Here is a 25,895-nt window from a genome sequence, read left to right as displayed (position 1 = left end):
CTCGCATGCCCTCGACGGCCGGGCTAAGCTGCACCGATGACCACGCTCGCGGAAATCTGGCCGCCCTTCGGACTCACGCTCACGACTCCCCGACTGACCCTCCGTCCAGTTCTCGACGCCGATATCCCGGCTGCCGTCGCGGCAGCCCGATCCGGCGTCCACGAACCCGGCAAGAGCCCGTTCAGCACCCCGTGGGCAGAACTCCCGGACGACGAGCTCGCACCCAACATGGCCCAGTGGTACTGGCGCTGCAGGGCCGGATTCACGCCTGAATCCTGGACACTGCTCCTCGGCGTCTGGCACAACGAGGACCTCCTGGGCGTCCAGGACATCGGCGCCAAGAATTTCAACACCCTCAAAACAGTCAGCACGGGCTCTTGGCTCAAGCAGTCCGCGCAAGGGCAAGGCTTCGGCAAGGAGATGCGTGCCGCCGTCGTGAGCTATGCGCTCGACTATCTGGAGGCGGAAGTGGCCGAGTCCGAAGCGGCCTCATGGAACAAGCAATCCCTGGGCGTCTCCCTGAGTCTCGGCTACGAACTCAACGGCCTCGTCCGCGATGGCTGGGGCGACAAAGTAGAAGAAGTCCAAAGAGTCCGCCTCACCCCGGAAACCTTCAACCGCCCCAACTGGACCCTCAAAGCCCAAGGCCACGAAGAGCTGAAAACATACCTCAAGCGCTAACCGCAGCTGAGCGGCTAGCGTGGCCGCGGGCTTCCGGGAAGGAGCGCATCGCGACGCATCGGACCCGAAGGTCGCCCAGCGACCTTCGGGTCCTTTTGCGTTGTGTCTAAGCGACGGCGGGAGGCCGTTGCCGCGCGGCAGTGACCACCGTTCGGGAAGGACCAGTTAGATTTCGGCCCCTTCGAGCAGCTCCGTCACCAAGGCTGCAATCGGCGACCGCTCGGACCTGGTGAGGGTGATGTGGCCAAACAGCGGATGACCTTTGAGGGTTTCGACGACGGCGGCCACGCCGTCGTGCCGACCAACACGGAGGTTGTCGCGCTGGGCGACGTCGTGGGTGAGCACGATCTTGGAGTTCTGGCCGATGCGGCTCATCACGGTCAGGAGGACGTTCTTCTCCAGGGACTGTGCCTCGTCCACGATGACAAAGGCGTCGTGCAGTGAGCGTCCGCGGATGTGGGTGAGCGGCATGACTTCGAGCATGCCGCGGTCCATGACTTCTTCCACGACTTCCTGGCTGACCAACGCACCGAGTGTGTCGAAAACGGCTTGAGCCCAAGGGTTCATCTTTTCCGCTTCAGACCCGGGGAGGTATCCCAGTTCCTGGCCTCCTACGGCGTAGAGGGGCCGGAAGACGATGACCTTGCGGTGTTCGCGCCGCTCCAGGACGGCCTCGAGGCCCGCACAGAGTGCCAGTGCGGATTTGCCCGTGCCAGCGCGCCCGCCGATGGAGACAATGCCCACTGCGGGATCCATGAGGAGATCGATGGCCAGCCGTTGTTCCGCCGAACGGCCATGGAGTCCGAAGACGTCACGGTCACCCTTGACCAGGCGGACCTGCTTGTCCGCCCCTACGCGGCCGAGCGCCGAGCCGCGGTTGGACAAGAGGACAAGCCCGGTGTTCACGGGAAGTTCCGCTGCGGCGGGGATGAAAACGGGCTCATGGCCATACAGAGTCGTGATTTCGTCTTCGCTGGCTTCCACTTCGGCTATGCCGGTCCAGCCTGAATCCTTGACGAGTTCGTTGCGGTATTCATCGGCGTGCAGTCCCATGGCAGAGGCTTTGACGCGCATGGGAAGGTCCTTGGACACCACGGTGACGTTGTGGCCCTCGTTTGCCAGGTTCTTGGCTACGGCCAGAATGCGGCTGTCGTTGTCGCCGCCACGGAAGCCTGCGGGAAGGACCTCTGTGGAAATATGGTTCATCTCGACCCGGAGCATGCCTCCGTCGGCACCAATGGGTATCGCGTGGTCCAGTCCGCCGTGTTCGATTCGGAGGTCATCCAGGAGCCGCAGGGCTTTGCGGGCAAAGTAACCTAGTTCGGGATCGTGGCGTTTGCCTTCGAGTTCGCTGATGACCACGATCGGGACGATCACCTCATGCTCGGCGAAGCGCAGCAGTGCGTGCGGGTCTGAGAGCAAGACGGATGTATCGATCACATAGCTGCGGCCCACTGCAGACGATGCTGTCCGTTCCCCCGATGAAACCCGTTTGGCGCGAGAGGTAGCTGCACTTTCCCCGTCAGAAACCATTGTGGGCAGTTGCTCAGAAATAGCCACATCGACTCCAGCCCCGGGCGGTCGCCCGGCCTAATGGTGAAGCGGCTCGGCCGGAAGGCCGGGCGTGGCCTCCCATGTAACTGGTGCGATAGTTCGCTCCATCTACTGGCCTCCCCGATCAGCGGGCGGTTTTGCCTGCTGATGGGATTAACGTAATCCCACTCACAGAAAATTCCGAAACCTGCGTCGGCAAGTCGCATTGCCAGCTGATTAATTCCTGGTTAACCGAAGCGCACCTAGGAGCCGAAGCGACGCTGGCGTCCGGCGTAGTCCCGGAGCGCCCGCAGAAAATCAACCTTGCGGAACGCCGGCCAGAGGGCTTCGCAGAAGTAGAACTCGCTGTAGGCGCTCTGCCACATCAGGAATCCGGAGAGCCGCTGCTCACCGGAAGTTCGGATGACAAGGTCCGGATCCGGCTGGCCGCGCGTGTAAAGGAACCTTGAGATGTCGTCCACCGAAAGTTCATCTGCGACGTCGGACATAGTCCGCCCTTTGGCGACCGCATCGCGGAGGAGTTCCTTCACGGCGTCGACGATTTCACGCCGCCCGCCATAGCCGACTGCCACGTTCACATGGATTTTTTCATGGACCGGGGTCCGGGCGGTCAGCTTGTTCAGGCGATCGGCCAGGTAGTCCGGGAGAAGCTCTGGTGCGCCCATTGCGTGCACAGAGACGTCCTCGTTTTCATCCAGCCGGTCCATGGTGTTGGCGATGATGCCCATGAGCAGGTCAAGCTCTTCGCCGGAGCGGTTCATGTTGTCCGTGGAGAGCATGTACAGCGTCACTACTTTGACGCCAAGCTCCTGGCACCAGCCAAGGAACTCGTGGATTTTGTCCGCCCCGGCCTGATGTCCCTGGCTGGTCGGCGCGTTGAATTGACGGGCCCATCTGCGGTTGCCGTCCACCATGACACCGATATGCCTGGGGATGCGGTCTTGCTTCAGGGAGCGAAGGAGTTGACGTTCGTAGTAGCCATAGAGGAAACCGGGCAGCTCCACCGGACTCTCACCTGACTTCCTTACTTTTACGACGACGGCGCACCTCCAAGGCTACCTTCCCGAGCTGCCCCACTGGTGCAGCGAGAGTCAAACTCCCATCGCGCGGGAGCTACTGATCAGTAACTTACTGAAGCGTAGGTTATTCTTTAACGATGGCCGAGCTGCTCACTATCAAGCCCGCATGGCGCGGTTGGATCCACGCCGTTGCCGCCCCTTTCGCCCTCGCGGCCGGAATCGTCCTGGTGTCACTTGCCCCCACGCCGGATCGAAAATTCACCTCCGCCATCTATGCGGTAACGGGCGTCCTTCTTTTCGGCGTCAGCGCCGTTTATCACCGCGGAAATTGGTCCCCGAAGACCCGGCTGGTGCTCAAGCGCCTGGACCACACCAACATCATGCTGGTGATCGCCGGAAGCTATACGCCGCTGGCTTGGTCGCTTCTGGAGCGATCCCAAGCCGTCACGTTGCTGTGGATTATCTGGTCCTCGGCCATTGCCGGCGTGCTGTTCCGGGTTCTCTGGACCGACGCCCCGCGTTGGTTATACGTCCCGATCTATATTGCGCTGGGCTGCGGGGCGCTCTTTTACCTTCCGCAGTTCTTCACAGCGAATGCCGCCTCTGCCACGCTCATTTGCGTGGGCGGCGCCCTCTACATAGCAGGCGCGGTCTTCTATGCCATCAAGAAGCCAAATTTCAGCGTTCAACACTTCGGGTTTCACGAACTCTTCCATGCCTTCACCGTCTTGGCGTTCGCGGCCCACTTCATCGCCATCATGATGGCTGTCCTCAGCTAGCGCCGGAGGTCATTCGCGCCAGCATTGATTGCACGTCCGCAACGGTCCCCACCGGTATCTCGCACACCATATCCCGGCACAAATACACTTGGGGCGAGCCATCAGGCGCACCCGTCCGATGAAGCAGCAACGGGACCTCGCCATCAACAGCCGGGGACACGGCGTCGTTCTCTCGCAACGCGACCACCAGCCCGGGGCTGGCAGACTTCAGGAGAGCTCCGTGCAGTTCCTGCCGCAAACGCGACCGGGGACCAACGACGGCGGCCTCCACCGGCCCTGCCAGCGCCGCTTGCGCCGTGGCCAGGAGCCAACCGGCAACACGGGGCGCGCGTGTGGCCAGCGAAGGAAGCAGGCCCAGGATATTCCCGGCCATGAGTCGGTGGGCGTGGGAGCCTGAGTACGCCGAATACGTCAGCAGCACTCCGGCAAATCCAGCAGCCCCGCTCGGCGTGGCATTGTCGAACGGATCAAGGGCAGCCCGCTGCCCTTGGGCGTTGAACACCTGGGCAGATTCCCCGGCCGAATCGGCGAGATGCCCGTCCTCGACAAAACGCGCTTCGGCGGCCCGGATGATGTGTTCCGCCAGTCGGTACCAGCGCTTTTTTCCCGTCACGGCGTACAGCGAGAACAGGCCCTCTGCACAGAATGCGTAGTCTTCCAGGAGTCCCCCGATCCCCCGCGCCCTGGAATCGTGCGAGACCCGGACCAGCAGTCCGTGTTCGGCGTTCCAATGCACCTTCTCGAGATACTCGGCAACGTTCTCAGCTGCAGCGGCGAGGTCCGGGCGATCCAGTATGGCTCCCGCCTCGGCAAGCCCGGCGATCGCGAGCCCGTTCCAACCCGCCACAACTTTCTCGTCCCTGGCAGGCTGGTTCCGGAGATCGCGCGAGGCCAGGAGTGATGGCCTGACGCGGCGCCAAAGCGCGGTTTCGGAAGCCGACAGGGGCCGGCCCGGATGCAGAGGCGAACCCAATTCCGAGACGGTCCCCTGCGCACCAATATTCATCATGCGTGCAACCTCCTCGGCGTCACCAGGGCCGAGGACTTCCAGCAAGGATGCCGGCGTCCAGAGGTACGCTGCGCCTTCATGGTGCACCCCGTCCACCACGGTATCCGCGTCCAGTGATGAAGCCAGTCCACCCCCGGGCAGCCCAAGGGAGGCCAGCATCCAGTCCGCACACCTGGACGCTACCTCCGCCGCTTCCTCAGCGGAGAACACGTCGTTGCCGCCAAGCCGCGACCAGTGCGCGTAGACGCGCAGGAGTTGGGCATTGTCGTAGAGCATCTTCTCGAAGTGCGGCACGGACCAATCCGCCGTGACCGAATACCGGGCAAAACCGCCGTCGATTTGGTCGCATAATGCCGAACGTGCCATTCCGGCCAGCGCGCGTGCGGCCATGTCACGCGCGGCCTCCGATGTCTCCGACCGTGCCGCTGCGTGACGGATGAGGAACTCAAGTACCGCCGACGGCGGGAACTTTGGGGCGCTGCCGAACCCACCGGCGTCGGGGTCTTCTGACCGGGCCAAAACCGTTACTGCATCCGAAAGCAGCTGTGCATCAAGTACCTCGGGCGGGCCGTCAAGCCGAACGGCAGATGACAGCTGGGCGTTTGCTATGTTCGCGGCCAGTCCCCTGGCGTTTTGCTCCACAGCCTCGCGGCGTTCAACCCACGCCTCGTGGACCGCTTCAAGCACGTTCCGGAAGGACGGCCGTCCGGGCAAGGGAACGGGCGGGAAGTATGTGCCCGCATGGAAGGCGAGGCCCTCCGAAGTCAGGAAAACGGACATTGGCCAGCCGCCTTCGCCGCTGATGGCCTGCGTGGCCGTCATATAGACGGAGTCGACGTCCGGTCGTTCTTCGCGGTCCACCTTGACGGGCACGAAGTGGACATTCAGGTAATCCGCAGTTTCCTGGTCCTCAAAGGATTCATGGGCCATGACATGGCACCAATGACATGCCGCATAGCCAATGGAGAGGAAGACGGGGACATCCCGGGCTGCGGCGAAGGCGAAAGCTTCGTCGCCGAAAGGACGCCAGAAGACCGGGTTACCTGCGTGTTGGCGCAAATAGGCAGACGGTTCCGAACCCAGGACGTTCGCAGCCCCGGGCCAGTTGTTTCCGCGTGGGTCAGCGGCTTCCGGGAGCGGCATCGCCGTTCTCATCCGTGGTGCCGGCGTCGCCGCCCGCAGTATCAAGGGTTCCGGCTTCTGCAGCCAAGCGTGCCTCCTCCACCTGCGCACGGTACCGAACCCGGCGGATACGGCGAACCATGTCCACGATGAGGAACGTCGAGAGGATCACGACGAAGGCCGTGAGGACGAAGCCCCAGGTCCCGGGTGTCACCTGGTCCTCGGACAGGCCAGGCCGCAGCGTCCCGGTGGGGTCCGGCGACGGAGTGACGGTCAGGGCGAGGATCAAGTAGTGCACGTTCAAACCTTCTATGGGAGCTGATGCATGTCGGCTGGCTTCAGCGCGAAGCTGTTCGATGGCCGCCGGCGATTTCTACAAACGATAGAAACTGGTGGCAACACCTATCTTATCCCCGCAAACAGGTCCTTTTCCGGCAACTCCGTAGACACCCTGGACTTGATCAGCGTGTAGTCCTCCCAAGGCCACGCCGTACGTTGCAAGTCAGGTGAGACCGCAAAGAAGAAGCCCATGGGATCGATCTGCGTCCGGTGCGCCCGGAGAGCGTCGTCGCGCGCCTCGAAGAAGTCGCCGCAGTCCACCTGCGTGGTGGTCTGGTGCGCGGGAGCGGGAGGAGTGTGGCCCTCGGCATCTGCTTCAAGCCACGCCGCGAGCCGCTCAGCATACGGCGACTGCAGCCCGGCCTCTTCCAGCGCAAAGTGCAGTGCACGGAAGCGTTCGGGGCTGAAGGCGCGATCGTAGTAGAGCTTGCTGGGCGCCCAGGGCTCCCCTGTTCCGGGATAGCGTGAGGCGTCACCCGCTGCCTCGAACGCCTCCACGGCAACCTTGTGGGCCATGATGTGGTCCGGGTGCGGATAGCCACCGTTTTCGTCATAGCTGATGATGACGTGGGGCTTGAAGTCGCGGACCAGACGGACCAGCGGAGCCGTAGCGCGTTCCAATGGCTGCAGGGCAAAGCATCCCGGCGGGAGAGGCGGAAGGGGATCACCCTCGGGCAGGCCAGAGTCAACGAAGCCAAGCCAGCGCTGCCGGATACCAAGCACAGCCGCCGCATTGGCCATTTCCAACCGGCGCGCACCTGCCATGTCGCGTTTGGGGTGCGGAGCGTCCACCATGCCAGGGTTCTGGATGTCGCCCCTGGATCCATCAGTGCAGGTGGCGACCATGACGTCTACTCCTGCAGCTGCGTACATCGCCATGGTCGCTGCACCCTTGCTGGACTCATCGTCCGGATGAGCGTGGACGGCGAGCAGCCGCAGCTGCTGCTCGGAACTGCTGGACGCTGTCACTTGACGGCTCCTCTTTCATGGATGGTGCAAATCAGGACTGTGCAGGAGGTGCCGGGATCCGCACTAAACTGGATAGGTGACTTCAGAGGACCTATCGGCCAACGAACTACCGGCAAGCAACAGCCTAGCCAATCGCTACGGTGGTCAAAAGCGCGGCTTGACCCGCGCATCGAAGCGGAACATCGTCATCGTGGCCCTGATCCTCGGAATTGTGTTCGCAGCATGGGTCGCAACGTCCTCTGCACAGGCTCCGGTGACCTTCAAGGACATCGGCTACAGCACTGTCGATGGCACCCAGGCCGAGGTCGACTACCAAGTCACCAAATACCCGGGAGCCACTGCCAAATGCGCCGTGAAGGCCATGGATTCCAAGTTCGCGGTGGTGGGCTGGAAAGTGGTGGTGATCGGCCCCAATGAGCCCAAGGACGGTGCCGATGGCGGGAGCACAACAGCCCAGCGCACGGTGCTGAGAACCGAGTCCCCCGCCGTCGCCGGCGTAGTGGATAATTGCTGGATCGTGGACAGCGGGAAATAACAATCGTGTGACCCACAACTCAACCAGTTTGGGTTCGTCCAGAGGATTTACTACAATGGATGAAACCTTCACCCCGTTAAGTTGGTTACTGAGTTTCACGAGTGGCCACCTCGGCGGGGTCTTTGCTTTGTCAGATCAAGAGGAGAAATCCGTGTCTACCACCAACAGCGCCACAGCAGCTTGGCTTACCCAGGAAGCTTTCGACCGCTTGAAGGCTGAGCTGGACCACCTTTCCGGCGCTGGCCGGGCGGAAATCGTCCAGAAGATCGAAGCCGCCCGCCAAGAAGGCGACCTCAAGGAAAACGGCGGATACCATGCAGCCAAGGAAGAGCAGGGCAAGATTGAAGCCCGCATCCGTCAGCTCACCGCGCTCCTGCGCGATGCCCAGGTTGGCGAAGCCCCTGCCGATGACGGAATCGTAGAGCCCGGCATGTTGGTTGTTGCCCGCATCGCCGGGGACGAAGAGACATTCCTGCTCGGCTCGCGTGAGATCGCCGGCGACTCCGACCTCGATGTCTTCAGCGAGAAGTCTCCGCTGGGTGCCTCCATCATCGGCCACAAGGAGGGCGACAAGCTCAGCTACACCGCCCCCAACGGCAAGGTAATTCCGGTGGAGATCGTCTCCGCCAAGCCGTACGTCGCCTAGGCAGCGCCAAGAACCCGACGCCGGTCCACCCCTTTGCGGGGTGGGCCGGCGTTTTTCGTGTGCGTGCCCAACTAAGTCGCAGCAGAGCGCGTTTTGAGGGCTCATAACGCGCACAACTGCGACTCACTTGGGTCAGAGTGCAGCCTGGGGTTTGGGACGCAACAGGATGGCCGCGATGATCCCCCCAATGGCCCCGCCCAGATGCGCCTGCCACGAAATAAAGCCCATGACGGTTGGCAGCACCCCGAAGAGGATGCTGCCGTACGCCATGAAGAGCACCACGGATAACAGAATCTGCCACCAGCTCCTGTTGAAGAAGCCCCTGACCAGCAGGAACGCAAAAAATCCGAACACCAGCCCTGACGCCCCCACTGTCACGCCTCCGCCACCGATAAGCCACACGGTCAGGCCCGAACCCAGCCAGCTGAAGGCCAAGGCTGTGAGGAAGACCCTGATACCGGCCAGGAAAACCAGGAAGCCGAAGATGATGAGGGGCAGGGTGTTGGACAGCAAATGGTTGAGGTTCGCGTGCAGCAGCGGAAACGTCAGGATGTCCAGCACGCCGTCCACGCTGCGGGATCGAAGTCCAAAAGTACTGTTAAGGCCGTGCCTCATCAGCGTGTTCAGGAACTCGATCACATACAGCAGGATCACGAAACTGCCCATGAACAGCAGGCCACCCTTGGCTCGGCCCGCGAGTGTCTCCTTGGCCTCGGCCTTGGATCCGTCAGGCGTTTCGAGCACCATATGCAACTCCCGTCAGTGCACCACGATCGGCTGGAAGCCTTCGGCCCTCAAGGCACCGAGGACCTGTTCGCCGTGTTCGTGGCCTTTCGTTTCCAGGTTTATGGTGATGGAGACGTCGCCCATGCTGATGGAGCCGCCCAGGCGCGTGTGGTCAAGGCCCGTGACGTTGGCGTCGTTTTCGGCAATGATGCGGGCAATAGTCGCCAGTGAGCCCGGGCGGTCATCCAGCATCATGCGGACTGTCATGAACCGGCCCGCGGCCGACAGACCACGCTGGATAACTTTGAGCATCAGCATCGGATCGATGTTGCCACCGGAAAGCACGACGGCGGTGTTCCCCGGGTTTTCGATTTTGCCATCCATCAGCGCGGCTACTCCCACGGCCCCTGCCGGCTCCACGACCATCTTGGCCCGTTCCAGCAGGAAGATCAGGGCCCGGGCAAGGGAATCCTCGCTCACAGTCACAACATCGTCCACGAGCTCGCGGATGATGCTGAAGGGGAGCTGCCCTGGGCGTCCCACTGCGATGCCGTCGGCCATGGTGGAGACCTTTTTGAGCGGCACCAAGGCGTCTGCAGCGAGGGACGGAGGGTAGGCAGCAGCGTTTTCCGCCTGTACCCCGATGACCCGGATCTCGCGTCCGAGCTCTTTGGCCCTGGCCTTGATCGCCACCGCGACGCCGGCAAGAAGCCCTCCGCCGCCCACGCCCATGAGGATGGTGTCTACGTCCGGGATCTGTTCCAGGATCTCCAGCCCGATGGTTCCCTGGCCCGCGACGACGTCCACGTTGTCAAAGGGGTGCACAAAGACTGCGCCCGTTTCGTTGGCGTAGCGCTGAGCTTCGGCCAGTGCTTCATCCACGTTGTGGCCGTGCAGGATAACTTCGGCACCATGGCTGCGCGTTGCTGCAAGCTTGGGCAGAGCGACACCGAGCGGCATATAAATGCGGGCGTTGATGCCCAGGCTCTTCGCGGCTACGGCTACGCCCTGAGCGTGGTTGCCTGCAGAGGCAGCCACCACGCCGCGCTTCTTCTCGGCATCAGTCAGGCGGGCCATCCGCACGTACGCGCCGCGGACCTTGAAGGATCCGGCACGCTGCAGGTTCTCGCATTTGAAGAAAACTTTGCCGCCCACGAGGCTGCCCAGCGCACGGGACGACTCCACCGGAGTCTTGGTAATAATGCCCTCGAGCAGCTCCTGCGCCTTGAGGACATCGTCCAGCGTGACGGGCAGGGTATCGAGGGTATTCACTGACTATTCTCCTTTGTTGGTGTCAACTGCAGGCTCCTGGACGGAGGTGTTATCTGCGGTCTTGGTTTTGCCGACGGCGCTGCTGCCGCTGCGGGATCCGGCTCCCGGAAGGTGGACTTCCTTGAAGTTGGAGTCGCCATCAGCTTCCGACGACGCGGCTCCAGGCTGCAGCTCGGCCGCGCCCAATCCTTCATCATGTTCCCACGTCCGGCCGGCAATGTAGCGAACCGCCGTGTTTACTACGGCGAGCAGCGGCACTGCGAACAGCGCTCCGGGGATGCCCGCGAGATATGATCCGGCAGCTACTGAAAGGATGACGGCCACGGGATGAAGCGCTACGGCCTTACCCATAACCAGCGGCTGCAGGATATGACTTTCAAGCTGCTGGACAAGCAGGACGATTGCCAGCATGATCAGCGCATTCACGGGTCCGTTCGCCACAAGGGCCAGCAGGACGGCGATCGCACCGGTAACAAGCGCACCCACCACGGGAATGAACGAACCAATGAACACCAGGACCGCAAGTGGAAGCGCGAGCGGAACCTGGATGATCGCGGCACCGGCTCCGATGCCCACGGCGTCCACGAAGGCAACGAACATCTGGATCCGAACATAGCTGACCATGGAGGTCCAGCCGCGGCGTCCGGCACCATCAGCGGCCCTCCGGGCTGTCTTGGGCAGCAGCCGTACCAGGAACGCCCATATGCGGCTGCCTTCCAGCAGGAAAAAGATCAGGATAAACAGGGCCAGGACCAGGCCGGCGGCAAAGTGTCCGGCCGTGCTGCCAAAGGACAGGGCACCGCTGAGGATGGTGCTGCTGTTGTCCTGCAGGGCCGTGACGCCGTCTGAAATGTACTGGTCAATTTGGTCGGCCGTCAGGTGCAGGGGGCCGGCAGCGAGCCAGTCCTGGATCTGCTGGATTCCCGTCAGCGCCTCCGTCCAAAGCTCCCCGAATCCTGAGACCAACTGCCTCCCGACCAGCGCAAGGGCACCCCCGATGACCCCGATGAAACCCAGCACTGTAATGGCCACAGCCGCACCGTTGGGCAGATTCCGCTGGCGCAGCCAGAGCACCACTGGGTAGAGGAGTCCGGCCAGCAGCGCCGCGACCATGACCGGAATGATGAGGAAGCTGACCTTGCCCAGCAACCAGACCAGGGCCCCGATCATCAGCAGGATCAGGCCCAGCCGCCACGACCACGCAGCCGCAATGCGCACTCCGTAGGGAATGTCTTGGGCAATTTGTCGGTCAGAACGTGATTTGGCGTCAGGTGTTGGCGTCATGAACCCATAATTCCGCAGCCCGCCCCGTATGGGAAACCGGCCCGCCGCGCATCGCCTAGAGGGAGGCCGTAATCCCCCACGTCATGGTCAACGTCTCCCCTGGCGCAAGCCAACGCAAACCATCCCCGCTGTTAAAGGCGTTGGCTGGACCGGTCATGGGCTCTATGGCGACTACTTTTGATCGGCCAGGGAAGGTGTCCGTGACGAACACGTGGACATATTGGCAGTTCTGGTCTTGCTCAAGTGACACGCTGCGTCCATCCGGCGCCGTCAACGTGTGGCGGGCCACGCCGCCGTCGAAAGTCAGGTCCGTCAAGGCGACGTCGATATCCAGGCCGCCCACAGAGCGACCTGAAGAAAGGTCAAAATCTCCCTCCACGGCAGCGGTGCTGCGTGGAATCAATCGTTCGTCCGCGACCAGGCGGGTGGCTGCCTTGACCGTCAGGACCAAATCTTCTGGCGTTACCTCGCCCAGCCGCAGGTAGGGGTGGGCGCCAAGGACGACGGGAGCAGCATCTTGTGAATCGTTGACCATCGTCTGCGAGACGCGAAGGTCCAGGTTTTCGTCGAGCTCATACTGAACGAGGTGACGGACAAGGAAGGGGTAGCCATGCTGTGGGAAGACGGTAGCTTCAAGGGTCACGGAGAACTCAGACTCGTCCACCAGGGCGTAACCGGCATTGCGGAGCAGTCCGTGACTGGCGTTGTTGCGTGAGACCTCCGTGATATCGAGCTGCTGCTTTTTGCCGTTGAGATACCAGACACCATCCTCCACCCGGTTGGCCCACGGGGCGAGGGTGATGCCCGTGGCGCCTGGCGGAATCTCGGCGTCACCGTAAGTTTCGGTGAGTTGGACGCCGCCGCGAGAGTACAGCCGAAGACCTGCCGCGAGTTCAGTGACGATGGCGAGCGCACCGTCCCGGCGAAGCTCGAATTGGCGGCCGGTGGCGAAGCGTCGGGGTGCTGATTCGAGCGGGCTTTGGGCAGATGGGGAAGAGGCAGACATGGCAATACCGTACTGCATGCCGTCCCGCTTGCAGCGAATCAGGGATGTTAGCTTTTGTTTGAAACTATGCGTTTTTGATTGCTTTGTGGGATGATGGACCCATGAGCCGTATGACCCGCACCCGCCTCGCTGACAACCGTGAGTTGATCTACTTTGATGACCCCGGAACTCCTGAGCGCACACCGGACTCGCTGGTGGACCACCGCGAGCTTCCGGCCCGTGGCGAGCCCGGCGAGGTCAGGTACGACGCCGTGTCCGGCGAATGGGTAGCAGTGGCCGCCCACCGCCAAAGCCGCACCCATCTCCCCCCGGCCGACCAGTGCCCTATCTGCCCCACGACAGCGGCGAATCCCTCGGAAATTCCGGCCTCCGACTATGACGTCGTGGTGTTTGAAAACAGATTCCCCTCACTGGGACCTGCGCTGGGCGACATCCCGCAGATCCCGGGTCATGGATTCGCCGGCCACGGCGTCACCGGGCCTGCCTTCGGTCGCTGCGAAGTTGTGGCCTTTACTCCCCAGCACACAGGATCCTTCGCGGAATTGGGAGAGACCCGCGCCCGCACCGTCATAGAAGCCTGGGCACAGCGCACAGAAGCATTGAGCGCCCTGCCCGGCATCAAGCAGGTCTTCCCGTTTGAGAACCGGGGCGCCGATATCGGAGTCACCCTGCACCACCCCCACGGCCAGATTTACGCCTACCCCTACGTCACGCCCCGGGCGGCCACCCTCGGCGCGGTTGCCCGCAAGTACTACGACGACGTCGACGCGAAAGAAACTCTTGGCGCGTCCCTCCTGAAGGCAGAACGCGAGGATGGCAGCCGGATGGTTCTGGAAGCCAAGCACTTCAGCGCCTACGTGCCCTTCGCCGCACGCTGGCCCTTGGAGATCCACCTGGTCCCCCACCGCAGCGTCCGTGACCTCGCGGCCCTGACGGGCGAAGAACGGGACGAGCTCTCGCATGTCTACCTTGACCTGCTGAAGCGGCTTGATGCGCTCTACCCCACCCCCATGCCGTACATCTCCGCGTGGCACCAGGCACCCTTGGACCCGATCCTGCGCCCGGCGGGGCAGTTGCACCTGCAGCTGACCTCACCGCGCCGCGCCGCCGATAAGCTCAAGTACCTGGCAGGCTCTGAAGCAGCCATGGGAGCGTTCATCAATGACACCACCCCGGAAGCTGTGGCGGAGCGACTCCGCGACGTCGCTGCAGCCACCGACGCCACACAGTTGGCCGACACCCTGGAAGGCACCCGAGCATGACCACCACCACTGACACCAGCGTGCTCTCCGCCCGCTTCCAGGAAACTTTTGGTTCGAGTCCCGACGGCGTGTGGCAGGCACCGGGGCGCGTGAACCTGATCGGCGAACACACGGATTACAACGAGGGCTTCGTCCTGCCGTTCGCGATTGATAAGACCGCCAAGGTTGCCATCAGACTCCGTGCAGACTCCAAGGTGCGGCTGCTGTCCCTGTTCGGAGGTCATGGCTTGGTGGAAGCAGACCTTTCAAGCCTGGAACCTGGATCCGGCCAGGGCTGGTCACGCTACCCCCTCGGCGTTGCCTGGGCTTTGAAAGAGCGTGGCATCGACGTGCCCGGCTTCGACCTGCTGCTCGATTCGGACGTTCCGCTGGGCGCTGGCCTCTCCTCCTCCCACGCGATTGAATGTGCCGTTATTTCTGCCCTCAACGACCTCACGGGGGCAGGTCTAGGCGCAGAGGACTTGGTGCTCGCCACCCAGCGTGCTGAGAACGTGTTCGTCGGCGCACCCACCGGCATCATGGATCAATCCGCTTCTCTGCGCGGAGCCAAGGGTCATGCTGTGTTCCTGGATTGCCGGGACCAGCACGTTGACCTTGTCCCCTTCGACGCCGAGGCATCGGGCCTGGTCCTGCTGGTCATCGACACGAAGGTGTCGCATTCACACGCCGACGGCGGTTACGCCTCCAGGCGCGCCTCCTGCGAGTTGGGTGCCGAAATCCTCGGCGTCAAAGCACTGCGCGACGTCGGCGTGGAATCGTTGGAGGAAGCCGCGGGCTTGCTGGATGAGACAACCCTTCGCAGGGTCCGCCACGTGGTCACAGAAAACGACCGCGTACTCCAGACCGTGGAAATCCTCACCAGCCAAGGCCCTGCCAGCATTGGCGCCTTGTTGGACGCCAGCCATGCGTCCATGCGCGACGACTTCGAGATCTCCTGCCCCGAGCTCGACCTCGCCGTGGAGACCTCCCGGGCCAACGGCGCGATTGGTGCCCGCATGACGGGCGGGGGTTTCGGCGGCTCCGCCATCGCCCTGACCCCTGTAGGCCAGGAGCAACAGGTGCGTGACGCCGTCGTGCGTTCCTTCGCCGAGAGCGGTTTCACCGCACCGGACATCTTCACCGTGACTCCAGCAGCAGGCGCACTTCGCTTGGCCTGACCTGTCCGGCTTACGCCCGTCTTCCTTGCAGATGCCGGGCGTAAGCTGGGGCCATGACTGAGGCTGTCATCGTTTCCACTGCCAGAAGTCCAATTGGGCGGGCCTTCAAAGGCTCCCTCAAGGACGAACGCCCCGACGACCTTGCTACCGCCATGGTGCAGGCCGCACTCGCGAAAGTTCCGGGTTTCGATCCTGCCGCCGAAGATGGAGGCGGCCTGGATGACCTCCTTCTGGGCTGTGCCGAACCCAGTGGCGAAGCGGGCTCCAACATGGCCCGCGTCGTTGCTGTCCTTGCAGGCCTGGACCGAGTACCGGCGGCTACCATCAACCGATTCTGCGCGTCCAGCCTGCAAACGCTCCGCATGGCATTCCACGCCATCAAGGCCGGTGAAGCGAACGCGATCATCTCGGGCGGGGTGGAGAGCGTCTCGAGGTATCAGAATTGGGCAGGGGCCGGACAGACCGACGTCGGCAATCACAACCCACTCTTCGAATCAGCAGCCCAGCGGACAGCGGCCCGGGCGGCGTCGAATATTCCCTGGACGGATCCGCGGCTTGGCGGGAGGCTTCCTGACATCTATATCGCCATGGGCCAGACAGCCGAGAATGTTGCCACCAGCTATGGAATCAGTCGGGCAGAGCAGGACGAGTGGGGCGTGCTGAGCCAGAATCGCGCTGAAGCAGCCATTGCCTCGGGTTTCTACGCACGAGAGATTACACCGTACACGCGCAAGGACGGCACCCTAGTTGACCGGGACGACTCTCCGCGGGCGGGAGTGACGTTGGAGGCTGTATCCGCCCTGGACCCCGTCTTCCGGCCCCAAGGCACAGTGACGGCGGGGAATGCGTGCCCACTGAACGATGGCGCCGCCGCCGTCCTGGTCATGAGTGACGCGCGCGCGCGCGAACTTGGACTTCAACCGTTGGCACGAGTTGTCTCCACCGCCGTTTCCGCCCTGTCACCCGAACTCATGGGCATGGGACCAGTTGAGTCAACGCGGCGGGCGTTGGCACTGGCAGGACTGACGATTGACGACATCGACCTCGTGGAGCTCAACGAAGCCTTTGCCGTCCAAGTTGTTGCGAGCGCCCGTGAACTTGGCATCGACCCACAGAAGCTCAACGTGCACGGTGGCGCCATTGCCCTGGGGCACCCCTTCGGTATGACCGGAGCGCGCATGACCACCACGCTCCTCAATGGTTTGAAGGAACGCGACGGAACCCTTGGCCTGGCCACGTTATGCGTTGGAGGCGGCCAGGGAATGGCTGTAGTTTTCGAACGCCTGAGTTGAGGTGTGCTGGGCCACGCCACTGTTTTAGCCAGGTCCCCGTTTAAAGAAAAATGCCCCCGAAGTAATTCGGGGGCATTTTTCTTGAACCTGGGCGGACTTAGTCGTCGCCGCGCAAAATCGCCAGAAGCCGGATGATTTCGACGTAGAGCCAAACCAGCGTGACGGTCAGGCCGAAGGCAGCGATCCAGGAGTAGCGCTCAGGTGCGCCGGCACGGACGCCTGCTTCGATGCTGGTGAAGTCCATGATGAGCGAGAAGGCTGCCAGGCCAATCGCCAGGATGCCAATGAAGACACCCAGCGGGATGCCTGCAATCGTGATACTCGTGCGCAGGCCAAATGGTTCCTGGACCGCGCCGGTCCACATCATGACGAGGTTGATCAGGGCAAAGACCGCGTAGCCGATGGTGGCGATCATGAAGAAGCGCACCATCTTGGGCGTGGCGCGGACCTTGCCGCTCTTGAAGAGCAGCAGCGTGACGCCGAAGACTGCCAAGGTACCGATGACCGCCTGGAGGCCGACGCCGGGGAACATTCCGTCAAGTATCCGGGTCAGGCCACCGAGGAAGAGTCCCTCAAGGCCCGCATATGCCAGAATCAGTGCCGGCGAAGGCTGCTTCTTGAAGGTATTGACCAGGGCAAGGACGAATCCCCCGAGCGCGCCGACGATCATCAGCATGCTCGACAGGGCCGGTGCTACAAAGAGCGTGATGCCCGCGCCGACGACCAAGGCAACAAGGCAGGCGACGGTCTTCATGATGACGTCGTCGTAGGTCATCCGGCCGGTGTCGGCAGGTCCTGCTGCAGGCTGGTTGTACATCTGCTGCAGTTGTTCGTTGGTCATGTTCTGCTGCGAAGCGGACCAAGCGGACCCGGCGTCGAGGACCTGCCCAGGCGCGCGACCAGGTGCTTGGCTAAACTGCTGGCCGTACTGGTTGGAATACGGATTTTGCGGAACAGGCGGTGCCTGTTTGGCTCCACGGAAATTCTTTCCGTTGAAGATAGGGTTTCCGCCAAGTGCCATTGCGGGTGTCCTCCTGAAAAGGGCTAAGTGATAATTCACGGTACCAATTACCACGCGCCCAGGGCAGGGAAAGTTCCCTTGTTCACCCAGACGAAACTCAACCGTGACACGAATGTGGGAGATTCTTGTTGCCTATAGCTTCACAGTTGTTATCCGATCGCTATCTTCCGACCTCTATGCTGTGCATTTTTTAGCCGCACTGAGCGGTAACATAGGCCACACATGGGTGACTTAGATCACAATCGAGGCAGCTAGGCAAGAACTGTTCACAAGCCCCATGACCGTTCGCACCGGCTGCAATGGCGCAGCCGGGACCACCCCCACTGTGGAGGTTTCCATTTTGAGAAGCACACTGCGCGACCCGTCCATGAGACGGTCCAAGGGACTGCAGAGAGCCGTGGGGGCGTTCTTCGCAGCCCTCATTGCCACTCTGTTGATCGCCGCCCCCGCGGCGGAGGCAACCACCCCCTCGCCTTCGCCATCCCCAACGAATTTCCAAGACAATATCAGCGGCTTCCTCCGCGATGATGCCCGTGCTCCCATACCGGGCGTGAAGATCAAGGCCTCGGGCAACGGGTTTGAGGGCGAAGCAACTTCCGGAGCCAACGGCGCCTGGAACATAGGCGTCCCCACACAAGGCACGTACAGAGTTGAGCTGGATACCTCCACCTTGCCCCAAGGCATCAAACTTGCCGATGGTCAGGAGAACCCCCGCGATGTCACCTTCAGCCAGACGTCCAACCTGTCAGTCATCTTCGCCTTCGGTAAGGGCATCGTCGTCCAGCAACAAGACTTCGGCCAAAACCTCCTCAACCGCCTGGTTGCCGGGCTGAGCTTCGGCCTGCTGCTGGCACTTGCCTCCGTCGGCCTGTCCCTTATCTTCGGCACCACAGGCCTTACCAACTTCGCCCACGGCGAGATGGTGACCATGGGTGCCGTGCTCGTCTTCATGCTCAACAGTTTTGGGTTGCCGTTCTGGCTGGCCATCCTGCTGTCGCTGATCGGCGGCGGGCTCTTCGGGTATGTCCAGGATGCCGGGCTCTGGCGGCCTTTGCGGCGGCGCGGCTCGGGCCTGGTGCCCATGATGATTGTCAGCATCGGCCTTGCCCTGGCTATCCGCTACGTCATCCAGTTCTTCTTCGGCGGCGCCACCCAACAGCTGCCCGGAGCCCAAAGCGCCGAGGTCCAGATCGGGCCCATTTCCATCTCTCCGAACAACCTCTGGTCCCTGTTGATCAGTGCCGTGGTGATTGCCATGATCGGCATAGTCCTGCTGAAGACCCGTCTTGGTAAGGCAACCCGTGCGGTGGCCGACAACCCGGCTCTGGCCGCGGCTTCGGGCATCGACGTCGACTCGGTCATCCGGCTCGTATGGATCGTTGGCGGCGTCCTGGCTTCCCTCGGCGGCATCCTGTGGGCCTACTACCGGCCCGGGGTGACGTTCGACATGGGCTCGCAAATCCTGCTGCTCATCTTCGCCGGCGTGACGCTCGGTGGCCTGGGCACCGTCTTCGGCGCCCTGCTCGGCTCCATCGTCGTCGGAATCTTCGTGGAGCTGACCACGGTCTTTGGCCTCCCTGCCGACCTCAAGTACGTTGGCGCTTTGTTCATCATGATTGTTGTTCTTCTGTTCCGACCGCAGGGTATCCTCGGCCGGCGTGAGCGTGTGGGTTAGGAGCGGGCCATGGACTTCGGATTTATTCTTTCCAGCGCCCTTGGCGAATTGTTCAGCCCGACGACGGCGGCCTACGCGCTTGCCGCTTTGGGCCTGGCCGTACACTTCGGCTACTCAGGCCTGTTGAACTTCGGTCAGGCCGGTTTCATGGCAGTGGGCGCCTACGGCTTCGCCATCTCCACGTTGACTTTCAAAACTCCGTTCTTCATCGGCCTGCTTATCGCGGTCCTGTGTTCGGTAATCTTCGCGTTCATCCTGGGTATTCCAACACTGCGCCTGCGGGCGGACTACCTCGCTATCGTCACTATCGCAGCAGCGGAAATTGTGCGCTACGTCGTCACTACCAACCAACTCACCAGCGTCACGGGTTCGGCAAACGGCCTGGCCGCATTCGAGGGTGGCTTCTACTCCATGAATCCCTTCCCTGAGGGGTCCTACATGGGAATGAACAACCGTGACTTCTTTATCCGGGTTGTGGGTTGGGGCCTGGTCATTATCTGCTGCCTGCTGGTCTGGCTGCTGATGCGCAGCCCTTGGGGGCGCGTCCTGAAGGGCATCCGCGAGGATGAGAACGCGGTGCGGTCACTCGGCAAGAATGTCTATTCCTACAAGATGCAGGCCCTCATTATTGGTGGCATCCTGGGCGCCCTCGCCGGCATGATCTTCACCCTCCCCCGCGGCGCCGTCCAGCCCTCCAACTACGGCACTGAGCTCACGTTCTTCCTTTGGACCTGCCTCCTGCTCGGTGGCATGGCCACCGTCCTGGGCCCGGTGATCGGAGCCATGATCTTCTGGGTAGTGCTCTCGCTGACGCAGAGCCTGCTTTATGGGCTCATCGAATCCGGAGTCGTCACCTGGCTGACCACCGTTCAGGCCGGCCAGCTGCGCTACATCCTTGTTGGTGTGGCACTGATGCTCCTGATGATCTTCCGCCCGCAAGGCGTCTTCGGCAATAAGAAGGAGCTTGCTTTCGCATGAGTGAGACCAACGAACCAAGCAGCAACAACCCAACCAACCCGGTTACCCCTTCCGGCACTGGTGGCTCAGCCCACCGCGCCATCCCAAGCGACGAGACAGGCATCGACTACATGACCGATTCGCGCCCCATTGCGGTCGGGGAAAATACCCCTGGCTGCAAGAAGCGCGATCCGATCGTCGTGGCCGAAAACGTCACCCGCTCCTTCGGCGGCATCAACGCCGTGGACGTGGAATACCTGGAGATCCCCCGCCACAAGATCACCGCATTGATCGGGCCAAACGGTGCCGGCAAGACCACCCTGTTCAACTTGCTCACCGGCTTCGACACGCCAAACACGGGCAAGTGGCAGTTCGAAGGAAACAGTATTGCCGGCGTCTCGTCCTACAAAGTGGCCCGCATGGGCATGGTGCGGACATTCCAGCTGACCAAGGTCATGGGCAAGCTGACAGTCATGGAAAACATGCGGCTCGGTGCAGCGGACCAGCCGGGCGAGCGTCTTTCCAAAGCCCTGTTCAAGGGCATGTGGGGTGGCCGGGAGAAGGAGATCACGGCACAGGCACACGTGCTCTTGGAGAAGTTCAAGCTGGACACCAAGAGGGATGACTACGCCGCTTCCCTCTCCGGCGGCCAGCGTAAGCTCCTGGAGATGGCACGATCCCTCATGGTGAAGCCCAAGCTCGTCATGCTCGACGAGCCCATGGCCGGCGTGAACCCCGCACTGACCCAGTCCCTCCTGGACCACATCAAAAACCTCAAGGCTGAAGGCATGACGGTCCTGTTCGTGGAGCACGATATGAACATGGTGCGCCACATCGCAGACTGGGTAGTAGTCATGGCAGAAGGAAAGATCGTGGCCGAAGGCCCTCCCGGGGAAGTCATGAAGAACCCCGCCGTGATCGATGCTTACCTTGGCGCGCACCACGACGTTGACCTCGGCGACGCAGAAGGCATCAAGGTGCTCGAGGCAGAACTTGAGGCCGACGAAGAGTCGGTAGTGGGAACCGAAGACGCAGGCATCCTGTCCGACATCGTAGAAACCAAGAAGGAGGACGGGAAATGAGCAGCACCAGCGCAATGCCCGCCTCGGCAGATGCCCCAGCCAGCGATTCGGTCGTCAAAGTCACCAACCTGGTGGCGGGCTACATTCCTGGCGTCAATATCCTCAACGGTTGCTCCATCGAGGCACGCAAGGGTGAATTGATCGGCATTATTGGACCCAACGGCGCCGGTAAATCCACCCTGCTGAAGGCCATGTTCGGCCTGGTCAAGGTCCACTCCGGCACTGTAATAGTCCGGGGTCAGGATCTCACAGGATTGAAGGCCAACAAGCTTGTCACCCAGGGCGTCGGCTTTGTCCCCCAGACCAACAACGTGTTCGCCACGCTCACCATCGAAGAGAACCTCCAGATGGGCATGTTCCAGCGGCCCAAGGCGTTCGCCGAGCGCTTCGACTTCGTTGCCAGCCTCTTCCCCGAACTGGCCAAGCGACGTGCCCAGCGAGCCGGTTCCCTCTCAGGCGGTGAACGCCAGATGGTCGCCATGGGGCGGGCACTCATGATGGATCCTGCAGTGCTCCTGCTCGATGAGCCTTCGGCGGGTCTCTCCCCCGTCAAGCAGGACGAGACCTTCCTTCGGGTCCACGAGATCAACCGCGCCGGCGTCTCAGTCATCATGGTGGAACAGAACGCCCGCCGTTGCCTGCAGATCTGCGACCGCGGTTACGTCCTGGACCAAGGGAAGGACGCCTACACAGGCACTGGACGCGAGCTCATGAAGGACCCCAAGGTCATCCAGTTGTACTTGGGGACGCTGGCCGACGAGGTCTAGCAGCCGCTTTACACGCACGGAGGGCTCTGGGTATACCCAGGGCCCTCAGCCGTTCCCTGCCCGTTGCGGGCCCACTCTGCTCCCCAAACCCGCCCTCAAGCACGCACACCGAGCCCGACAACACAGAACAGGTCCCCTTCCTGGAGAGGAAGGGGACCTGTTCTGTGTTGCGGTCTAGCCGGGCCTTGGCTTAGAGCTTGCCGAACTCCGCCTTCACGGGCATTAGCTTATTCTCGTTGGTGTATTGATAGATGCCGATATAGGCTTCCGTCGGGTCACCCGCATCCGAGAACGTGATTGGACCCGACTGGCCGTCGTAGTCGATGTCCTTGCCGTTACGAAGCAACGTGACGCAGCTGGCGAAGTTGTTGCACTTCTCGCCACCCTGCGATACGTCCTTGAGCTTGGCTGCGATATCAGCGCCCTTGGTGCTCTTGGCTTCCTCAGCGGCGAGAGCAATCAGGTTTACTGCATCGTAAGACTCACCGCCGTACGTGAAGTCCTTCAAAGCCGGATCCACACTAAGAAGTGACTTGGTGAACGATTCGGCCGCGAAAGTGCCAGGGAATGTTCCGTGAGCGCCAGTGAGCGTGCCCGGTTGGAAGTCCTTGCTGTAGTCGGTGGTGTTGCCATCAACCAGGAACAGCTGTCCGGGCTTTGCCCCCTTGCCTGTGACAAGTGGAATAATGCTCTTGGCTTCATCAAATGTGATCAGGACAATGGCGTCGGGCTTTGCCGCAATGACCTTGTCCACCTGGCTGCTGAATTGGGTGTCGCCGGTATTGAACAGTTCCTCGGCTACCACCTTGCCGCCGGCAGCTTCAAAGGCCGCCTTAACGTTCTTCTGCAAGCCGGTTCCGTACGCGTCGTTGAGGACGATCATGCCGACGGTCTGAGCGCCGCAGGTGGCCATGTAGTTGCCGAGAACCTTGCCCTGCAGGACGTCGGAGGGTGCCGTGCGCCAGTAGAGGCCCTTGTCATCCCATGTTGTGAAGTCGGGCGACGTATTTGCCGGGGAGAACTGAAGCACACCTGCGCCTGTGATCTGGTTGATGACCGTCTTGGAAACACCGGACGAGGCCGCCCCAATAATGGCGCTCACGCCCTGGCCCAGGAGGGCGGTGGTGGACTGGGTTGCGATGTCGGTCTTGGTGTCACCAGAGTCACGGTGCACCACCGAAACGGGAGCGCCGAGAACGCCGCCAGCATCATTGACTTCCTTGATACCGAGGTTGACGCCAGCAACTTCGGGTGGGCCGAGGAACGCGAGCGACCCCGTTGTCGGCAGAAGCGATCCAAGTTTCAGAGGAGTGGAGGTAGCGGTGGTCGAGGGAGGTACGGGTCCCGTGTTGGTAGCAGCCTGGCTGTTGCTGGCTCCCGCCCCTGCACTCGGAGCCGGGCAGGAGATGCCTGCCGCGGCGGCGGAACTGGACCCGGTCTGGCTCGGCGTGGAGGACCCACCACAAGCTGTGGCCAGGAGGGCAACCCCAATGCCAAGCGCTGTAAGCTTGGCGGCTCGGGGCGCCGCTTGGGAAAGATCAAACATTCGTTGTCTCCTCGATCGAAAGGTGCGAACTGCCTTTGATGCGATAACTCAGGTGTTCCTGATTAAGACTCAAACTAGTGCAATTGATCCGGGAAGATAAGTGATTCAGGTCACATCCCTATAACACTCGTTGCCTGTGGGGAATCTACGAGCCTGCTGGGAAAAGTCTCTGAAGAAGGGCCGACAAATGGAAGGGGAGGAAACGTCCTCCCCTTCCGATGTGTGCCCCAGGTGGGACTCGAACCCACAACACGCGGATTTTAAGTCTGAGGCTAGGTGTTGCGAGGGCATGCGAGTAGGTGCAAAAACCCCGGAATCACGCGGAAGCTGAGTGCGGGCAGGTGCGCCTATATACGTCTACGTTTTCGCTAATGGCAACCAAGATGGCAACCAAACCACGCGGTCACTTCCACGTCCAACCGGCTGTCACCTTGTGGACGCCACCGCTGCTATCGACGTAGCTTTCGCACTTGTAAGTGCTGTCATGTTCCTGCCCATCGACGTCCAAGGCGCGCATTTCACCAGTGACCAGATAGAGGAATCCGCCGTTCTTCTGGATCGATGTTTTATTCACCGTCGTGCTCTTGAAGTTTGGCGTCGACCCCGAGGGGAGTTTGTCCTGAATGGCCTCGCGGCAGCTGCTCTGCGCCGCCTCTGGAGCCCTGGCATAGGAGCGGGCGACGAACGTACTGATGCCAGCGATAACGAGTGCCAGCACGGCAAGGACGATGCCTGCCTTCTTCCATTTGGCCGAGGCTGGGATCCGCTCCACGGAAGCCTCGCCATTGGCCCACTCCCCTATCCTTCGGTAGCCGGCGTTGCGGACGTGGTTGTCTGCGGACTTGATGTTGTCAGCGGTGCGCTTCTCGTAGATGACCTTGCCCTCGGCGTCCGTGATCGTGATCGGCCGCGTGGCTGCGACGGTGCTGCCACCAAACCCTTGGGAGTCCCGTTGCCCTGGTTCTCCGAGGACTGCCGTGAGTGGACGTTGCGTTGGTTCCATAGTGACTCCCCCGGGTTTTCGAAATGATGCGAGCGCAGTCATCCTATGATGAGGGGCGTGGAAGTAACACTGACCATTGAGAACAGCGACGGCGAGCGGGGCAGGGCAGCGTTAGCGCCGTCGGGCCTGGCTACGAGAGCGCCTTAGCAAACGCCCGGACTCTCATCCCCGAGGACTGCAGGGCCATCGTGATTCGAACCAACACTGAGAACTAGAGAGGCCCGACTTGGCAACGTCAGCACAGGAAGCGGAAGCGCCAACCCCTAAAGAGGTTTTCGTTATCTCGCCAATTGGGGAAGCCGACTCACCTGAAAGAAAAAACGCGGACCGCTTCCTGAACAACATCGTCCGTCGGGCGCTGCCCGATCCGGAGTACGTCATTCTGCGAGCAGACGAGGAAGTGTCGCCCTATGCAATCACGGAAGCCATGCTGCGGCGCCTCTTGGATTCGCATTTCTGTGTCGCAGACATTACCGGGCTGAATCCCAACGTGATGTACGAGCTCGCCCTCGCGCACGCCGCGGGCAAGATGGTCGTCACCATGACGCGAGACAAGGGCCGCCCGCCTTTCGATATCAAGGACATGCGCGTCATCACCTATGGATTCGACTGGGAGGAAGTCGAAGCCGCGGTCGTGACTCTAGGAAGGATGGCCGAGCACGAGCCCGAAGACTCGAGATTCCGGGACATGTTCAATCCTGTAACCACTGCCTTCAGAGATCTAATGGACCGCCAAAAAGCGGAATCGGAGCTGGGGACCCCCGCAGAAGCCTTCGCCCGCATGGTCGAGAACATCGAACGAAAGCTGGACGTCGTAATCAGAGGACAGTCCGAGGATTCTGGATCGCGGGTGGGGACGCCAACAATAACTCAAACTTACCCGGACGAAGGTGTTGTCCTCCGGATGGAAAACTTGATGGATCTGTTTGCAAGGCGTGTCCTTGAGTCGAACGTGGGTCCTAAGTCGTTCCTCCGATATCGGGGGCATATGAAACTCGGCGAAGCTTTGATTCAGGACCTCGTTGAGGGCCGCGGAAACTTGGCATCCTTGGAAAAATGGGCCCACGAGACTGAACTTCTGATCGCAGCCAAAAACGCTCTTGACAACCGTGAAGCAGAACTCCCGTAAGACAAACACAGGAAGTCCCCCACCCTCACAATGAGGATGGGGGCTTCTCGCTATAGCAGGGTT

At 61.7% G+C, this 25,895-nt stretch carries 24 protein-coding genes; 12 read left to right on the top strand and 12 right to left on the bottom strand.

The annotated features are described in order from the left end of the window. Positions 1 to 36: 36 nt before the first annotated feature. A complete protein-coding gene (locus AC1DCM_RS20830; RefSeq protein WP_477519546.1) occupies positions 37 to 681 on the top strand; it encodes a GNAT family N-acetyltransferase in 645 nt (214 codons plus the stop codon). Between the two features lie 165 nt (positions 682 to 846). Here AC1DCM_RS20830 and AC1DCM_RS20825 read toward each other — a convergent pair whose 3' ends face one another. Beyond that, a complete protein-coding gene (locus AC1DCM_RS20825) occupies positions 847 to 2,214 on the bottom strand; it encodes a PhoH family protein (protein WP_442002709.1) in 1,368 nt (455 codons plus the stop codon). A 263-nt stretch (positions 2,215 to 2,477) separates the two neighbouring features. Next, positions 2,478 to 3,239 (bottom strand): isoprenyl transferase, encoded by a 762-nt coding sequence (locus tag AC1DCM_RS20820; RefSeq protein ID WP_442002663.1) that lies wholly within the window; start codon positions 3,237 to 3,239, stop codon positions 2,478 to 2,480. A gap of 152 nt (positions 3,240 to 3,391) precedes the next feature. Here AC1DCM_RS20820 and trhA point away from each other — a divergent pair, with 152 nt between their 5' ends. Continuing rightward, on the top strand, positions 3,392 to 4,033 hold the full coding sequence (gene trhA, locus AC1DCM_RS20815; protein ID WP_477519545.1) for a PAQR family membrane homeostasis protein TrhA: 642 nt from the start codon (positions 3,392 to 3,394) through the stop codon (positions 4,031 to 4,033). Here trhA and AC1DCM_RS20810 read toward each other — a convergent pair. The 3 genes from AC1DCM_RS20810 to mca form a co-directional block, all read right to left on the bottom strand. After that, entirely contained in the window at positions 4,026 to 6,185 is a 2,160-nt protein-coding gene (locus AC1DCM_RS20810) for a thioredoxin domain-containing protein (RefSeq protein WP_477519544.1), read from the bottom strand. The two genes, trhA and AC1DCM_RS20810, sit on opposite strands and share 8 nt — an antisense overlap. Next, positions 6,163 to 6,462: a hypothetical protein gene (locus tag AC1DCM_RS20805; RefSeq protein WP_477519543.1), complete on the bottom strand. Its 300-nt coding sequence runs from the start codon at positions 6,460 to 6,462 to the stop codon at positions 6,163 to 6,165. The genes AC1DCM_RS20810 and AC1DCM_RS20805 overlap by 23 nt, the downstream gene beginning before the upstream one ends. A gap of 104 nt (positions 6,463 to 6,566) precedes the next feature. After that, positions 6,567 to 7,472, bottom strand: coding sequence for a mycothiol conjugate amidase Mca (gene mca, locus AC1DCM_RS20800; RefSeq protein ID WP_477519542.1), 906 nt, complete (start codon positions 7,470 to 7,472; stop codon positions 6,567 to 6,569). A gap of 76 nt (positions 7,473 to 7,548) precedes the next feature. Between mca and AC1DCM_RS20795 the strand changes: the two genes are divergently transcribed. Next, positions 7,549 to 8,007: a DUF4307 domain-containing protein gene (locus tag AC1DCM_RS20795; protein WP_442016742.1), complete on the top strand. Its 459-nt coding sequence runs from the start codon at positions 7,549 to 7,551 to the stop codon at positions 8,005 to 8,007. Between the two features lie 151 nt (positions 8,008 to 8,158). After that, on the top strand, positions 8,159 to 8,653 hold the full coding sequence (gene greA / locus AC1DCM_RS20790) for a transcription elongation factor GreA (RefSeq protein WP_442002657.1): 495 nt from the start codon (positions 8,159 to 8,161) through the stop codon (positions 8,651 to 8,653). Positions 8,654 to 8,785: 132 nt separating this feature from the next. Here the strand turns inward: greA and AC1DCM_RS20785 are convergent, their stop codons facing one another. Genes AC1DCM_RS20785 through AC1DCM_RS20770 form a run of 4 tightly spaced genes read right to left on the bottom strand, consistent with a single transcriptional unit; the run spans position 8,786 to position 12,959 of the window. After that, a complete protein-coding gene (locus AC1DCM_RS20785; protein ID WP_442016741.1) occupies positions 8,786 to 9,400 on the bottom strand; it encodes a rhomboid family intramembrane serine protease in 615 nt (204 codons plus the stop codon). Between the two features lie 12 nt (positions 9,401 to 9,412). After that, a complete protein-coding gene (gene ilvA / locus AC1DCM_RS20780) occupies positions 9,413 to 10,651 on the bottom strand; it encodes a threonine ammonia-lyase (RefSeq protein WP_442002655.1) in 1,239 nt (412 codons plus the stop codon). 3 nt (positions 10,652 to 10,654) lie between these two features. After that, positions 10,655 to 11,935, bottom strand: a complete 1,281-nt coding sequence (locus tag AC1DCM_RS20775) for an AI-2E family transporter (protein ID WP_477519541.1) — start codon at positions 11,933 to 11,935, stop codon at positions 10,655 to 10,657. 55 nt (positions 11,936 to 11,990) lie between these two features. Beyond that, on the bottom strand, positions 11,991 to 12,959 hold the full coding sequence (locus tag AC1DCM_RS20770; RefSeq protein ID WP_477519540.1) for an aldose 1-epimerase family protein: 969 nt from the start codon (positions 12,957 to 12,959) through the stop codon (positions 11,991 to 11,993). 83 nt (positions 12,960 to 13,042) lie between these two features. Between AC1DCM_RS20770 and galT the strand changes: the two genes are divergently transcribed. From galT to AC1DCM_RS20755, 3 genes are read left to right on the top strand one after another with little or no spacing between them, the layout of a single operon-like run. Continuing rightward, positions 13,043 to 14,203, top strand: a complete 1,161-nt coding sequence (galT, locus tag AC1DCM_RS20765; protein ID WP_477519539.1) for a galactose-1-phosphate uridylyltransferase — start codon at positions 13,043 to 13,045, stop codon at positions 14,201 to 14,203. Beyond that, on the top strand, positions 14,200 to 15,360 hold the full coding sequence (galK, locus tag AC1DCM_RS20760; protein ID WP_477519538.1) for a galactokinase: 1,161 nt from the start codon (positions 14,200 to 14,202) through the stop codon (positions 15,358 to 15,360). Before galT ends, galK begins: the two co-directional genes overlap by 4 nt. 53 nt (positions 15,361 to 15,413) lie before the next feature. Further along, entirely contained in the window at positions 15,414 to 16,652 is a 1,239-nt protein-coding gene (locus AC1DCM_RS20755) for an acetyl-CoA C-acetyltransferase (RefSeq protein ID WP_477519537.1), read from the top strand. A 97-nt stretch (positions 16,653 to 16,749) separates the two neighbouring features. On the opposite strand, the gene AC1DCM_RS20750 is transcribed toward AC1DCM_RS20755, so the two are convergent. After that, positions 16,750 to 17,673 (bottom strand): Bax inhibitor-1/YccA family protein, encoded by a 924-nt coding sequence (locus AC1DCM_RS20750; protein WP_477519536.1) that lies wholly within the window; start codon positions 17,671 to 17,673, stop codon positions 16,750 to 16,752. Between the two features lie 277 nt (positions 17,674 to 17,950). Here AC1DCM_RS20750 and AC1DCM_RS20745 point away from each other — a divergent pair, with 277 nt between their 5' ends. From AC1DCM_RS20745 to AC1DCM_RS20730, 4 genes are read left to right on the top strand one after another with little or no spacing between them, the layout of a single operon-like run. Then, a complete protein-coding gene (locus AC1DCM_RS20745; RefSeq protein WP_477519535.1) occupies positions 17,951 to 19,348 on the top strand; it encodes a branched-chain amino acid ABC transporter permease in 1,398 nt (465 codons plus the stop codon). Between the two features lie 9 nt (positions 19,349 to 19,357). After that, a complete protein-coding gene (locus AC1DCM_RS20740; RefSeq protein ID WP_477519534.1) occupies positions 19,358 to 20,326 on the top strand; it encodes a branched-chain amino acid ABC transporter permease in 969 nt (322 codons plus the stop codon). Beyond that, positions 20,323 to 21,387: an ABC transporter ATP-binding protein gene (locus tag AC1DCM_RS20735; RefSeq protein ID WP_477519533.1), complete on the top strand. Its 1,065-nt coding sequence runs from the start codon at positions 20,323 to 20,325 to the stop codon at positions 21,385 to 21,387. Before AC1DCM_RS20740 ends, AC1DCM_RS20735 begins: the two co-directional genes overlap by 4 nt. After that, on the top strand, positions 21,384 to 22,154 hold the full coding sequence (locus AC1DCM_RS20730; RefSeq protein ID WP_431119032.1) for an ABC transporter ATP-binding protein: 771 nt from the start codon (positions 21,384 to 21,386) through the stop codon (positions 22,152 to 22,154). Before AC1DCM_RS20735 ends, AC1DCM_RS20730 begins: the two co-directional genes overlap by 4 nt. A 190-nt stretch (positions 22,155 to 22,344) precedes the next feature. Here AC1DCM_RS20730 and AC1DCM_RS20725 read toward each other — a convergent pair whose 3' ends face one another. Continuing rightward, positions 22,345 to 23,700 (bottom strand): ABC transporter substrate-binding protein, encoded by a 1,356-nt coding sequence (locus AC1DCM_RS20725; RefSeq protein WP_477519532.1) that lies wholly within the window; start codon positions 23,698 to 23,700, stop codon positions 22,345 to 22,347. Positions 23,701 to 24,103: 403 nt separating this feature from the next. Beyond that, positions 24,104 to 24,703 carry a hypothetical protein gene (locus AC1DCM_RS20720; protein ID WP_477519531.1) on the bottom strand — a complete coding sequence of 200 codons (600 nt, stop codon included), beginning with the start codon at positions 24,701 to 24,703 and terminating at the stop codon, positions 24,104 to 24,106. Positions 24,704 to 24,929: 226 nt separating this feature from the next. Here AC1DCM_RS20720 and AC1DCM_RS20715 point away from each other — a divergent pair, with 226 nt between their 5' ends. Further along, entirely contained in the window at positions 24,930 to 25,832 is a 903-nt protein-coding gene (locus AC1DCM_RS20715) for a hypothetical protein (RefSeq protein WP_477519530.1), read from the top strand. The last annotated feature ends 63 nt before the right edge of the window (positions 25,833 to 25,895 follow it).

Source organism: Paenarthrobacter sp. 10N417, from assembly GCF_056394745.1.
This window is presented reverse-complemented; position numbering and strand designations above follow the sequence as displayed.